The organism is Myxococcus sp. SDU36 (assembly GCF_030168875.1).
Taxonomy (GTDB): Bacteria; Myxococcota; Myxococcia; order Myxococcales; family Myxococcaceae; genus Myxococcus; species Myxococcus vastator.
In genome coordinates this window covers 3,573,648-3,588,148 of record NZ_CP077414.1, presented here as the reverse complement: position 1 = coordinate 3,588,148, position 14,501 = coordinate 3,573,648, and the positions used below count along the sequence as shown (strand labels likewise).

General features: G+C 71.8%; 2 protein-coding genes. Both read left to right on the top strand.

The window, feature by feature from the left end:
• The first annotated feature begins 13 nt into the window (after positions 1-13).
• The gene (locus tag KGD87_RS13920) at positions 14-12,295 is read left to right on the top strand and encodes a tetratricopeptide repeat protein (RefSeq protein ID WP_284667909.1); all 12,282 of its coding nucleotides are present in this window, start codon (positions 14-16) and stop codon (positions 12,293-12,295) included.
• 134 nt (positions 12,296-12,429) lie between these two features.
• Positions 12,430-14,415, top strand: coding sequence for an adventurous gliding motility protein GltJ (gltJ, locus tag KGD87_RS13915; RefSeq protein ID WP_284667908.1), 1,986 nt, complete (start codon positions 12,430-12,432; stop codon positions 14,413-14,415).
• Positions 14,416-14,501: the final 86 nt, after the last annotated feature.

Genomic DNA, 14,501 nt, shown 5'->3' with positions numbered 1-14,501 from the left:
GGCCCGCCCCTCCATGCAACAGCCCACGCCCTCGTCGCGTCCCACGCTGCGCGTGTCCGATGACCGCACCTTCGTCGAAGCCGAAGCGGCACTCGACAAGGCCGGCCGTGTCGAGGAATTGATTCGCCTCTACGAGGGGCGCTCGCGCGATGTCGTCTCCGACGAAGCGGTGCGCCTGCTGTGCCGCGCCGCGGAGCTCGCGCATGATCGGCAGCGCAACACGCAGCGCGCGGAGGAGCTGCTCAAGCGCGCCTTGCTGGTGGCGAAGGATCCGCTCCCCGCGCTGAGAGGCCTCAAGCGACTGCACGAGTCGCGGCAGGATGGCGCCGCGCTGGCGGACGTCCTGGAGCGTCTGGGCGCCGTCACCCAGGGTGAGGAGTGCGCGGGCCACTATCTGAAGGCCGCGGACGTCTACGAGCAGAAGCTGTTCCGGCGCGATCGCGCGGTGCTGTGCCTGCAGCGTGCGGCGCGCGCGAAGCCGGACCGCGCCACCTTCCGGCGCGTACGTCAGGTGCTGTTGTCGGAGGAGCGCTTCCAGCCGGCCTTCGAGGCATTGGAGCGCGAGCGTGCGGCACTGGGGGACGCGGGCATGGCGGAGGAGTACGCCGCGCTCGCCGAGCGACTGGTGGATGACCCCACCGAGCACGAGCTGGCGCAGCGGGTGGTGGACGTTGCCCGCGCGCTGGAGCCGCAGAACGCGCGGCTGGAGAAGGCCGCGCGCTCGTTGCAGCGCTTCGAGCAGACGTGGCGTGACCGCGTGCGGATGCTGCGCAGCATGTCGCTGGAGGAGCGTGACCGGAAGAGCGCGGCGCGCCTGTCGCTGCTCGTGGCGAAGCTCTTCGCCTGGTACGACCCGGGCGCGGCGGCGAAGGTGAAGGAGGCGCTGGACCGCTGCTTCCTGCTGTGGCCGGGCATGCCCGAAGGCCTGTCGCTCATCGAGAAGCTGACGCTGCGCTCGGGCGGCGATTTCGCTCCGGCGATCGCGCAGATTGAAGCGATGGCGGGCGAGGTGAAGGACCGCAACGCGCAGGTGGACCTGTGGCTGCGCGTGGGCACGCTGCGCCTTGGCCGGATGAACGACGCGGACGGCGCGCTGGCGGCCTTCGAGAAGGCCGTGGCGGCGGACCCGTCCCGCGCGGACGCGGCCAGCCTGACGGCCGAGCAGCTCCTGGAGAAGGGCCGGGCGCCGGAAGCCGTCGCGGTGCTGGAGCGCTACCTGGGCACGGTGAAGGACCGCTCCCTCCAGGCGGGGATGCGGCTGCGGTTGGCGGACCTGTTCCTGACGCAGCTCAAGGACGCGGACGCCGCGCGTGAGCACCTGGAAGCGGCGCTGAAGCTGGACCCCACGCAGGCGTTGGCGGCGTTCCAGCTGGCGCGGCTGTTGGCCGAGGACGACGAGCTGGAAGCCGTGGTGCCGCTGCTGGACCTGGCGCTGCTGGCGCCGCGTCCGCGCCCGGAGCGGGTGGCCTTCTGCGAAGCGCTCGCGCTGATGTTCGAGGAGAAGGACGACGCGCGCGGGGCCTTCGAGGTGCTGTCGCGCGCCCTGGAGCTGGAGCCGGGCCGTCCGCTGCTGTTAAGCACGGTGGTGGAGCACGCGGAGAAGGCCCAGGCGCAGCCCGCGCTGGCGCTGGCGCTGCAACGCGCGGCGGAGGCGGCGCCGGTGGCGGAGGTCGCGGCCACCATCTGGCGGCAGCTGGCCCAGTTGCTCCAGGGCCCCCTGGCGGACCCGTCGCGCGCGGAGGCCGCCTGGCGTGAGGTGCTGTCGCGTGTCCCGGGTGACGCGGCCGCGGCGGAGGCGGTGAAGTCGCTGCAGGCGGCCGCCGCGCGCGCGGACGACCCGAAGGCACGGCTGGAGGCGGACGTTGCCCGGCGCGAGGCGGCTGGCGCGGCGCCCGAGGAGCTGGAGCCGTTGGCTCGCCAGTGGGTGCAGCTCGCGCCGGAGGATGCGGCGGGCGTGCAGCGGCTGCAGGCGCTGTGCGTGGCCCTGTCGAAGTTCGACGAGGCGGCGGCGCTCGCGGGGCGGCTGGCGGGCCTGGCGGAGACGCAGCTGGAGCGCAACGAGTGGACGGCGCGTCAGGCGAAGCTGTACGCCGAGCGGCTGGGGCGTCAGGAGGATGCGACGGACCTGTTCCTCGGGCTGCTCGCCGAGAACGTCTCCACCGGCGTGGTGGTGGGCGGACTGGAGCGGCTGGCGGCGGCGGGCATCCGCACGGCGGCGGTGACGGAGGCGCTGGCGGCGCACTACGGCCGCGGCGGCGACCACCAGCGGCAGGTGGCGGCGCTCCAGCAGCAGTTGGAGGTGACGACGGAGCCCGCGGCCCGCAAGCGCCTCTTCTCGTTGCTGGCCAGCATTCATGAGAAGCAGCTCGCGGACAGCCGCGCGGCCTTCGACGTCCGGGTGCGCGCGCTGCGCGAGGACGCGAAGGACGAGGGCGCTCGCGCGGAGGCGCTGCGACTGGCCAGGGACTTGTCCGCGCACGCGGAGCTGGGGCGGGTGCTGCGCACGCAGGCCTCCGAGTCCGAGGACCCCGCGGTGGCCGTGCCGCTGCTGCTCGAGGCCGCGAGCCTGGCGGAAGAGGGCGCGCTCGCCGCGGAGGCCATCGCGGCGCTGGAAGCGGCGGTGGGCCGTGCGCCCGAGTCGAACGCGGTGCTGCAGCGGCTGGTGCGGCTGTACGGTCGCGCGGGCCGGTCCGCGGACGCGGAAGGACTGCTGCGCAAGCGCATCCAGGGCGCGCGTGGGCAGGAGCGGCTGGAGCTGTTGCTTCAGCTGGTGGACCTCAACACGGAGCTGGGCCGTGATGCCCAGGCGGCCGAGGCGCTGCAGTCCGCGCTCTCGCACGGCGCCGAGGAAGGCCGGCATCTGCCGCGCCTGGCGGAGCTGTACGAGAAGGCCGGCCGTACGCGCGAGCTGGGAGACACGCTGGCGCGGCTGATTGCGCTGGCCGAGTCCGCGGGTGACGCGGACAAGGTGGCGCGGCTGAAGCTGCGTCGCGCGCACCTGCTGCAGGAGTCGCAGGACGGCAGCGCGGAGGCGGTGCAGAGCTACGCGGACATCCTGCTCCAGCGCCCCACCGACCCGGATGCGCTGGCGGCGCTGGAGGCCATGCTCGCCTCGGGCCCGTCGCGCGAGGCGGCGGCGCGGGTGCTGGTGCCCGCCTTCGAGCGCAGCAAGGAACACCGCAAGCTGGTGGCCACGCTGGACGTGCTGGCGGAAGTGGCGAAGGACGACGCGGCGCGGGTGCAGTCGCTGCGGCAGGCGGCGCAGGTGCACCTGACGCATTTGAGACAGCCGGAGCTGGCCTTCGCGGCGCTGGCGCGCGCGTTGCGCCTGGCGCCTGGTGACGCGGGGCTGCGCTCGTCGGCGCGGCAGGCGGCGGAGGACGCGGACTCTCTGGACAGCTACGCGGAGATCATCGCGGAGCTGGCGGAGGAGGGGAACGTCGGCTCCGCGCGGCTGGCGCTGCTGCGCGAGCTGGCCGAGGTGCAGGAGAAGAAGCTGGACGACAAGGCCGGCGCGGTGAAGGCGCTGCGCGACCTGCTGGCCATCGAGCCGGGCAGCCTGGACTGCCTGCGCGCCCTTCAGCGGCTGCACCGGGCGGGAGAGGAGTGGGCGGCGCTCGCCGAGGTGCTGGAGAAGCTGGCCGCGGCATCGCCGGAGCCCGCCGAGCAGCTGGCCTTCCTGCGCGAGGCGGCGCTGCTGCACGAGACGAAGCTGATGGACAAGGAGAGCGCCGCGGACGCCTGGCGCGTCATCGCGGAGCGCGACCCGGCGAGCCGTGAAGCCGCGGCGACCCTGGACCGGCTCTACACCGAGAGTGGCCGTCACGCCGACCAGGCCTGGGCGCTGGCGCTGCGCCGCAACCAGGAAGGGCAGAGCCCGCAGGGGCGTGAAGTCTCCTTCCGGCTGGCGGAGCTCCAGCGCACGGTCCTGGACGACCCGAACGCGGCGCTGGGCCTCTATCGGAAGATACTTGCCGAGGACTCGGGGCATCCCGGTGCGCGCGCGGCGCTCGAGGCCTGGGTGATGGCGGCGGTGCCCGCGAGCGGCGCGGCGCTGGAGGTGCTGGACCCGGTGCTGGTGCAGGTGGGTGACCACGCCCGCCGCGTGGCGCTGCGTGAAGCGCGGATGACGTCCGCGCTCACCGTGGAGAAGATCCTCCTCTCGGGAGAGATTCGCCGCATCTATGAGCGCGACATGCTCCAGCCCTCGCTGGCGTTCATGTCCGCGGTGAAGTCCTTCGCGCAGGGGCTGGACCGGGAAGGCGTGCAGCCGGACCTGGAGCGGCTGGCGCGCGAGACGGGCTCGCACGAGGTGCTGGCTGAAATCTACGAGACGGCGGCGACGGAGCTGAACGCGGGAGACCCCGCGGCGCTGGACTTGCTGCGGCGCTCGGCGGAGGTGCGTGAGTCGCTGGACCAGCCGGAAGAGGCCGCGCGGCTGTGGAAGAGCCTGCTGGCGGATGCGCCCCAGGACCGTCAGGCGCTGGAGGCCCTCTCGCGCCTGTATGAGAAGGGACAGAACGCCAAGAGCCTGTCCGAGGTCTACACGCGTCAGGCGCAGCTCGCCACCGACCCGGAAGAGCGCGTGGGGCTGCTGCTCAAGGCGGGCGAGGCTCATGCGAACGCGGGGGAAGACGCGAAGGCCATCGAGACGTATCGCTCCGCGCTGGCGCTCCGGAAGGTGCCCGAGGGACTGCTCGCGCTGGAGAAGCTCTACGCGAAGTCGCGGCGTTTCGTGGAGCAGGCGGATGTGCTGAACCAGCTCGCGGAGGGCTCCTCGGATGAAGGCGCACGGCGCAACTGGCTGCTGAAGCGCGCCCAGCTTCTGGAGAAGGAAGTGGGGCCGGTGGAGTCGCTGCCGGTGTACCGGCGCCTGCTGGAGCTGGCGCCCGGGGACGGTCAGGTGGTGGCGGGCCTGGAGCGGCTGATGGCGCATGATGCGCCTCGCGCCGAAGCGGCGCGCCTGCTGGAGCCCGTCTACCGTGGCGTCAACGACACCCGGAAGCTGGTGGACGTGCTCGAGGTGCTGCTGCCGGGCGTGGCGCCCGAGCGGCGGCTGGAGCACCTCCAGGAGATTGCCACCCTGCGCGAGGCGCTGGGGCAGACGTCGCTCGCCTTCGTCGCACGCCTGCGCGCCTTCAACGAGGCGCCGCGGGAGGCCTCGGTGCGCGACGAGCTGGAGCGGCTGGCCGCTGACTCCGGTGCCTTCGAGGAAGTGGCCGCGGCTTACGAGGACCAACTGGAGCGCGGCGCGCAGGAGCCCCTCGCGGGTGACTTGTGGCGGCGGTTGGCGGGCATCTACGACAACCGCCTCAAGCGCTATGACCTGGCCGTCCGTGCAATGGAGGAGCTGTCGCGCGGCGACCCGAAGAACAAGTCGGTGCTGGACGCCATCGCCCGGGTCCACCGCCGCACGGGCGCGCACCGCGAGCTTGCGCTCGTCATGCGCCGTCAGGTGGCGGCCGAGACGAACGCGTCCTCACAGGTGAACCTGCTCTTCGAGCTGGCGCACCTGGCCGAGGAGACGCTGGCGGACAAGTCGCTGGCGGCGCAGTCGTACCGGGAAATCCTCGGCCTGCGGCCGGAGAACGCCAACGCGCTGAAGCTGCTGGGGCGGGTGCTGGCGGAGATGGAGCGCTGGCCGGAGCTGGCGCAGCACATCGAGCGGGAAATTCAGCTCGCCGACGAGCGCGGCGCCCAGGAAGAGGCGTCCGACCTGCGCGTGCGCCTGGGCCGGCTCAAGGTGTCGCGTCTGGATGACCCGCGCGGCGCGCTGGAGCTGTACCAGTCGGTGCTGACGCGCCGGGCGGGCCACGCTGGCGCGGTGGGCGCGCTGGAGGAGATGGCGCGCTCGGAGAGCCCGCTGCGTGGCGCCGCGGCGAGCGCGCTGGAGCCCATCTTCGCCTCGGTGGGCAACCACCTGAAGCAGGTGGAGATGCTGGAGTCGCGCGCCTCGGCGGAGGCGGTGCCGCAGGAGCGCGCCATGCTGCTGCGCCGCATCGCGGAAATCTACGCGGGCTCGCTGGAGAACGCGGAGATGGGCTTCCTGGCCGCCACGCGCGCGCTGCGCGAGCTGCCGGATGACCTGCGCTCGCTGGAGCTGTGCGTCGCGCTGGTGGACAAGGCGGAAGCGCCCGAGGAGCTGGCCGCCATCCTGTCGGAGGTCGTGGGCAAGGCGGGCGACACCGCCCGCGCCGAGCTGTACCGCGCGCTGGCCCGCATCCAGACGGACCTGGGCGAGCCCGCGGAGGCGCTGGCGTCGTGGAAGCGCGTGATGGAGCTGCGGCCCACGGACATCGAGGCGCTGGATGGCACGGTGCGACTGGTGGCGTCGCAGGGCAAGCCCACGGAGCTGCTGGAGGTGCTGCGTCGGCAGCTCTCGGCGGCGGAGGACCCGGCGCGTCGCGCCACGGTGCTCTTCCAGATGGGCACGCTGCAGGAAGAGCAGCTCAAGGACGCGCTGGGCGCGCTGGCCACCTTCCGGCGCCTGCTGGAGCTCAAGCCAGACGACCTGCCCACGCTGGAGCGCATGGAGGCGCTCTGCCAGAAGCAGGAGCGTTGGCCGGAGCTGGCGGACGCGCTGGCTCGCCGCATCGCGCTGATTCCCGCGGAGGAGGGCCTGGAGCTGAAGTTCCGTCTGGCCACCGTGCACGAGTCGCGGCTGATGGACCGCACGGGCGCGCTGGCGCTGTACGGCGAGGTGCTGTCCGTGCAGGCCAACCATGCGGGCGCGGTGGGCCGCATGGAGGCGCTGGTGGCCCGCGAGCCGCAGAACCTGCTCGCGGTGGAGACGCTACTGCGCGCCCTTCGCGCCAGCGGCGACATCACGCGCCTGGCGCAGGTCATCGAGACGCGCGTGGGCGTGTCGGGCGACGCGTTCGAGCGCAAGGCGCTCCTGAATGAGCTGGCCACGCTGCGTGAGTCCCAGGAGGAGTCGGAGCTGGCCTTCCTGGCCCTCTTCCGCGCCTTCAAGGAAGACCCGAACGACGCCGCGATTCGCGCCCGGCTGGAGAACTCGGCGGAGGCGTCCGGCAGCTACGACGAGCTGCTGTCCGCGTACGAAGAAGCCCTGCCGCGCGTGGCCGAGGCCGCGGACGCGGCGCAGGTCTGCCTCCGGTTGGGACAGATGCTGGAGACGAAGCTGCGCGACTCGGACCGCGCGGTCTCCTACTACGAGCGCGCGCGCACCCTTCACCCCACGGTGCAGGAGCCGTCGCTGGTGGCGTTGGACAGGCTGTACCTCCAGTTGGAGGCCTGGCCGGAGCTGGCGGGCATCCTGGAGGCCCTGGTCGCTGGCGTGACGGAGCCCGCGGACCGGGTGGGCTACCTGTTCCGCCTGGGCCAGCTCTACCAGGAGCGGCTGGACAGCCCGGACCGCGCGGCGGGCGCCTACGAAGGCATCCTGGCGTTGGACCCGGAGCACCTCGCGTCGGCGCGGCAGCTGGAGGGTCTCTACGAGTCGGCGGGCGCTTCGGAGAAGCTCTACGGCATCCTGAAGCTCCAGGCAGAGAAGGTGTCGGGCGCCGAGCGCGACCGCGTGCTGGCGAAGATGGCGCAGGTCTCCGCCGAGGGCTTGTCGGACCTGGGCCGCTCCATTGACCTGTACCGCGAGCTGCTGGCGAAGAACGCGCGCAACGAGCAGGCCTTCTCCGCGCTGGAGTCGCTCTACGAACGCGCCGACCGGCCGCAGGACCTGCGGGAGCTGCTCGAGGGCCGGCTGGCGGTGACGCTGGACCCCCGCGAGGTCGTGCGCCTCAACGAGCGCCTGGGCCGCGTCGTGTACCGCCTGCTGAAGCAGCCGGACCAGGCGGTGCCGTTCTTCAAGGCCGCGCTGGACCGGGATGCGCGGCACCGAGGCGTGCTCGACACGCTGCGCGAGCTGTACGACGAGACGGGCCAGCGTGAAGAGCTGGTGGGCGTCCTGCGCCGGCTGATTCCGCTCCAGGAGAGCAGCGACGGCGTGAAGGCGCTGCGCCTGCGTCTGGCGGAAGTCCTGGCCGGCATGGGCCGCCGCGAGGAGTCCCTGGACGCGGCCCGCCGCGCGCTGGAGGTGGAGCCGCACCAGGTTCCCGAGCTGGAGCGCGTACACGAGCTCTTCGTTTCGCTCCGTGCGTGGAACGACGCGGTGCGCGCGCTGGAGCTGAAGGTGCAGGTGCACCTGCTGACGGAGGAGCGTGAGCAGGCGGTCGCCGCGTACTTCGCGGTGGCGGACCTGTGGGTGGGGCAGGGCGGCAAGCCCGAGCTGTCCTCGGGCGCGCTGGAGAAGGTGCTCGAGCTGGACCCTGCCAACCGCACCGCCTACGAGCGCGCGTGTGACCTGTACCGGACGCACAACGACTGGCGCGCGTACGCCCAGGTGACGGACCGCTACCTGCCCCACCTCGTCACGGACGAGGAGAAGCTGGTTGCGCTGCGCGAGCTGGCCCGGGTGCAGGAAGCGCGGCTGGGACAGAAGGACGTGGCCTTCCTGGCGCTGTGCCGCGCGCTCCAACTGGACGCGTCGGACGACACGCTGCGCGAGGAAGTGGAGCGGCTGGCCGACGAGACGGGCAGCCACGAGGAGCTGGCCGCCGTCTACGAGGAGGTCGCTGACGACTTGCCGCGTGGCGCCCTGGCCGAGCGACTCTACGCGACGCTGGCGCGCGTCCACGACACGCACCTGGATGACCCGCAGGCGGCGGAAGCGGCGTTCCGGAAGATTCTCGAGTTCGACCCGACCAACGCCACCGCGCTGGATGGGCTCGCCGCGGTGTTCCAGCGGCGCGGCCGCCAGCGTGAGTACGTGGTGGCGCTGGAGCAGAAGCTGGAGGCCGCTGGCTCCATCGAGCAGCGCAAGGGCATCCTCCGCGAGATTGCCCGCGTCTGGGACGAGCAGTTGGAGGACCCTGTCGAGTCGGCCAGCGCGCTGCTGCGTGCGTTGGAGCTCGAGCCCGACGCGGAGACGCTCGGCGTGCTCACCGCGCTGTACCGCCGTCAGCGCTCGTGGCCGGACGTGGCGTCCACGCTGCTTCGGGCCCGGGACCTGGCGGACAGCATCGAGGAGCGCGCGCGCATCCAGGTGGAGGTGGCGGGCGTCTACGAGCGTGACCTCGGCGATGACGAGTCGGCGGTGGCCGCGTATCGGCAGGCGCTGGAGCTGGACCCCGTCAACCGCGAGGCGCTGGAGTCGCTGGAGCGGCTCCACACGCGGTTGGACCACCCGGCGGACCTGCTCGCCATCTACGAGCGGATGCTGGAGCTGAGCGAGGACTGGCGCGAGAAGATTCGCGTCCTCTTCCGCAGCGCGACCATCTGGGAGGACAAATACCAGAACCCGGCGAACGCGGACGTCTGCGTGGAGAGCGTGCTCGCCATCGACCCGCAGAACGTCCAGGCCATCAAGACGCTCATCCGGCTGCGCCGGGCGCAGGCGCGGTGGGAGGACCTCATCGCGGCGTACGAGCGGCAGCTCGCGCTGGCCGTCAGCCCGCAGGAGCAGGCCGAGCTCTACGTGGACATCGGCAACGTCCAGTACCAGCAGCTCAAGGCGTTGGATCGAGCGGTGAACAACTACCACGCGGCGCTCGCGGTGGACGCCGAGTGCCGTCCGGCGCTGCACGCGCTGGGCACGATGTACGAGCGCAGCGGCAACTGGCCCTTCGCGCTGGAGATGCTGTCGAAGGAGGCGGAGCTCGCCGGGCAGTCCAAGGACGCGGTGGAGCTGTACTACCGCCTGGGGAAGATCAACGAGGACATGTTGATGGACACGGGCAGCGCCCGGACCGCCTATCAGCAGGCCCTCGCGGTGGACCCCGGCCACCTGCCCAGCATCCGCGCCCTCAAGGGCATCCAGGAGCAGGAGAAGGACTGGAGCGGCTACGAGCAGACCCTGCGCCAGGAAGCGGAGCAGACCGAGGACCCGGCCGCCAAGGGCCGCGCGCTGCTGGACGTCGCGCGCTACCACGCGGAGACGCGCGAGGACCGGGACACCGCCACCGGCTACTGGCAGGAAGCGCTGAAGCACATCCCGGACAGCCTGGAGGCCGCGCGCCCGCTGTCGGATGTGTACATCGCGCACGAGGACTGGGCGTCCGGCGAGCGGATGCTGGACATCGTCACGCGGAAGATGGCGGAGATGGCGATGGCGGAGAAGGACTCCGTCTCCGCCGCGGACCTCTGCCGTCAGCTCTACCGCCTGGGCTACGTGGCGGAGAAGCTGAGCAAGCGCGACAAGGCGCTGAGCTGCTACGAGAAGGCCTACGAGCTGGACGCGACGTACCTGCCCGCGCTGGAGGGCTACGGCAACCTGCTGGTGCAGACGCGCCGCTACGAAGGCGCGCTCAAGGTCTTCCAGACCATCCTCATCCACCACCGCGAGGAGCTGACGGACCTGGAGGTGGTGGAGGTGTACTGGCAGCTCGGCGACATCCACGCCGCGCTGAGCCAGACGGACCGCGCGCAGAACCACTTCGAGAAGGCGCTGGCCATCGACCCGGGCCACGAGCCGACGCTGCGCGCGTTGGTGTCGCTCCTGGAGAAGCAGGGCCAGTACGAGAAGTCCGCGGAGCTGCGGCAGCAACTGGTGGGCGTGCTGGAAGGCGAGGCCCGCGCGAAGGTGGGCCTGGAGCTGGGCCGCATCGCGCGTGACGAGCTGCACGACCCGTACATGGCCATTGACGCCTTCACCAACGCGCTCAAGTCCCAGCCGGACGCGCCGGAGGTGATGGACCAGCTCTACGTGCTGCTGCGTGAGACGCGGCAGGGCCAGAAGGCGGCGGACGTGCTGGCGCGCATGCTCGCGCTCCCCGCGCTGGGCCTGGAGCCGCACAAGGCCAAGCGCGTCTGGTTCGCGCTGGGCGAGCTACGTCGCGATGACTTGAAGGACGTGGAGGGCGCCACCGAGGCCTTCAACGCCGCCCTGGACCTGGACCCTCGCTTCGTGGAGGCCTTCAGCGCGCTGGAGGCGATGCTCGGCGCGGCGCGCCAGTGGAAGCAGCTGGAGGAGAACTACACGAAGATGCTGGGCCGGCTGCCCAAGACGCCGGAGACGCACGTGGCGCGCATGGCGCTGTGGCGCGCGCTCGGCGACCTGTACCTCCAGGTGCTCAAGCACCCGGAGGGCGCGGTGGCCGCTTACGGCGTGGCCGCCAAGGGCCTGCCCGACGACGCGGCGGTGCAGGAGGCCTTCGCGGACCTCGCCGGGCAGATGCCGGGCCGGGAAGACGAAGCCATCGCCGCGCTGCGCCGCGCGCTGCCGAACACGACGGACCCGCGCAAGGTGGTGGGCGCGCTGGTGCGGCTGTCCGCGCTGCGCAAGAACTACGACGGCGCCTGGCTCGCGGCGCAGGCGGTGTCCGGCCTGCTGGGCGAGGCTGGGGAGGATGAGCAGGAGATCCTCACCAAGCTGGGGCCCTACGCGAAGAACAAGGAGAAGGTGGAGCCGCGGCCGCTGAACGACCAGCTGTGGCACAACCACCTGTTCCACCCGAAGGCGCGCGGTCCGCTGGCGGAGCTGCTGGGCCTGCTCTTCGCGAAGGTGGGGCACCTGTACGCGGTGCCGTCGCAGCAGTACCAGCTGGTGCCCAAGCGCCACCGCATCGACGTGGCCAGCGCGCCCGAGTACCACGTCCACCACTACCGGTACGTGGCGCGCGTGCTGGGCATGGAGGCGGTGGAGCTGTACTCGCCCTTCCTCGTGGCCACGCGCGAGCGGATGGCGAAGCGCTCCAACGAGCCGGCGCCCGAGCCGCTCATCAACGTGGAACTGCTCCAGACACACCCGGCCTCGCTGCGGGTGGGTGGGAAGTACTTCGCGGAGCAGGGCCAGAAGGAGGTCTATTACCGCCTGGGCCGCACCCTGGCGCTCGCGCGCTCCGAGCTGGCCTTCAGCCAGCGCGTGGCCCCCGAGCGGTTGGAGGCCATCCTCCAGGCGGCGCTGAGCCTCGTCGTGGGCAACGTGCGCATCGCGGAAGCGCAGCACCTGGTGGAGCCGGAGCGTCGGCTGCTGGAGCGGAGCCTCAACGAGCCGGACCGCGCGGCGCTGGCGAAGGCGGCGCGTGCCTGGCTGCCCACCGCGACGCCGCAGGCCGTGCGGCAATACCTGGAGGGCGCGGAGCTCACCGCGGCGCGAGCGGGGCTGCTGGCGGCGGGGGAGATGGAGCCGGTGCGCCGCATGGTGCAGGGCGAGACGGGCTCCGCCTTCCGCGTCCCGGTGCGCAACAAGCTGCGGGAACTGTTGGTGTTCGCCACCTCTGAGGACCTGCACGAGCTGCGCGTCGCCGTGGGTACGCACGTGGAGGTGCAGGTGCGCAGGTAGGGACAGACCCTGACGTGGGGTTCGTGCGTTAAACGGCAGGCGGGCGGACTTGGCTCCGAACCTTGACCCCTCCGGCTGCCACTTCTACGATTCAGGCGGGATTTCTCCCGTCATTTCCGAGGCTTACGGGAACGATGCGTTTCGTCTGCGACAGTTGCCGCGCGCAGTACATGATCAGCGACGACAAAATTGGCCCCAAGGGGGTCAAGGTCCGTTGCAAGAAGTGCGGCCACACCATCACCGTGCGTCCCGCTGGCGCGACGGCCGCGAAGGACTCCGCGTCTGAGTCCTCGACCTCCGAGGCTTCCGCCTCGACTGACGCGGGCAAGGGGAGTGACGCGCCCGCCGCCACGATGCCGGCGACGTTGGGCACGCCGCCCGAAGGCGGCCTCTTCACCGACGTGGAAGAGGACGAGATTGGCGCCGTCTTCGACCAGGTGCTGAGCTCCGGCACGCAGAAGATTCCCACCGAGGCCGCGAACGAGGCCGCCGCGCGCGAAGCGTCCGCGGAGAACGTTCGCAAGCTGGCCGAAGCGGAGGCCGAGCCGGACACGGAAGAGGCCAAGGCCAACGCGGCGGCGCACGAGTGGTACGTGGCCATTGACGAGAAGCAGGTCGGCCCCTTCAACGTCGAGAAGGTCAAGGACCTGTGGGACCGCGGCGAGGTGGGCCCGGACAGCCTCTGCTGGCGCTCGGGCTTCAGTGATTGGATTCCGTTGTCGGAGACGGCGGAGCTGGCGTCGGTGCTGGCGCCGCGGCCCTCCAAGCCCGTCATCGTCGCGCCCGAGCCCGTGTCCGGCTCGACGCCCACGGTGTCCTCCGGCCCCGTGCAGTCCGCCTTCAGCGCGGGCAAGGGGGCGCGGGGGGATTCCGGGCCCGCGAGCGCTTCCGAGGAAGCCGTGGGCTGGAAGCCGTCCGCGGCCAGCGTGCTGGCTTCGCTGGTGAAGGAAGAGAACGACGCGCTGTCGAAGCCGCCTCCGACGCCCGCGCCCGCGCTGGGCCGGGAGCCGGTGTCGCAGTCGCGACTGTTGGATGTGCCCATGCCGCCGCCGGAGCCGGTGTCCTCGCCGTCCCTGCGGGGCGCCGAAGTGCCGATGGCTCAGCCCATGCCATATGGGCAGCAGCCCGTGCAGCAGTATCAGCAGCCGGCGCCCATGCCGTATGGGCATCAGCCCGGGCCGCAGTATGCGCAGCCCATGCCCGCGCCGTACCCGCCGCAGCCGAGCTACCCGGCCGCCTATCCGTCGCAGGGTGGGGGCAAGGGCAAGATGGGGCTCTTCGCTGGCATCGCCGCGGGGCTGCTCCTGGTTGGTGGTGGCGCAGCGGCGCTCTTCCTGAAGGGTGGGGGCAGCGCGGATGCGGCGCCGGCGAATCCTCCGGTTGCCGCGGCGACGCCCGTGGCCACGCCGCCGCCGCCTCCCAGCAGCCCTCCGGCGAACGAGGCCCCCGTGGTGGCCGCACCGCCGCCCGTGAATCCCGCGACGCCGCCTTCGGCACCTCCCACGGAGGTCGCCGCAGCGCCGGTGAACACGCCTCCGCCGGAGACGACGCCCACGACCGTCGCGACGCCCCCGGCGCCTCCGGTTGAAACGCCGAAGCCCGAGGAGACGGTGGTGGCGAAGGTCGAGCGCCCGAGCAGCCGCCGCACCGCATCGCCGCGCCGGGAAGCCCCGGAGCCGCGCGCGTCCGCGCCGGCGCGTGCGGAGCGGCCCTCGTCGAACGATTCGGATGATGACTTCGACGAGCTCTTCGGCACGAAGAAGTCGAACTCGGGGGCGAAGCCGTCCGCGGCGCGTCCGACGGCGTATGTCCCGCCCGAGCCCGGGGGCGGGGTGCCGGACCGGCTGCAGCAGTCGGACATCATGGCGGTGGTGCTGGCCAACAAGCCGGCCATCGTGAAGTGCGTCAACGAGCAGAAGAAGAAGGACCCGTCGCTGAGTGGCAAGCTGGTGATGCGCTGGACCATCCAGACGAGCGGGAAGACGGCGGCGGTGTCATGCCGCACGAACGAGTTCCGCTCCACCTACATGGCGAGCTGCATTTCCGGACTCATCAAGAGCTGGTCCTTCCCGCGTCACAAGCGGCAGGGCGAGCCCATTGACTTCCCGTTCACCTTCTGAAAGTTGGGGCGTCCAGAGAGGCCATCGCGACATGAACGTCGCGATGGCCTCCGCTCCCGCTGTCTGCTTGTGCGAAGGGTGAATTT

Coding starts and splice junctions, on each gene's coding strand:
- KGD87_RS13920 (WP_284667909.1), top strand. CDS start 14: ATGCAACAGCCCACGCCCTCGTCGCGTCCCACGCTGCGCGTGTCCGAT.
- gltJ (WP_284667908.1), top strand. CDS start 12,430: ATGCGTTTCGTCTGCGACAGTTGCCGCGCGCAGTACATGATCAGCGAC.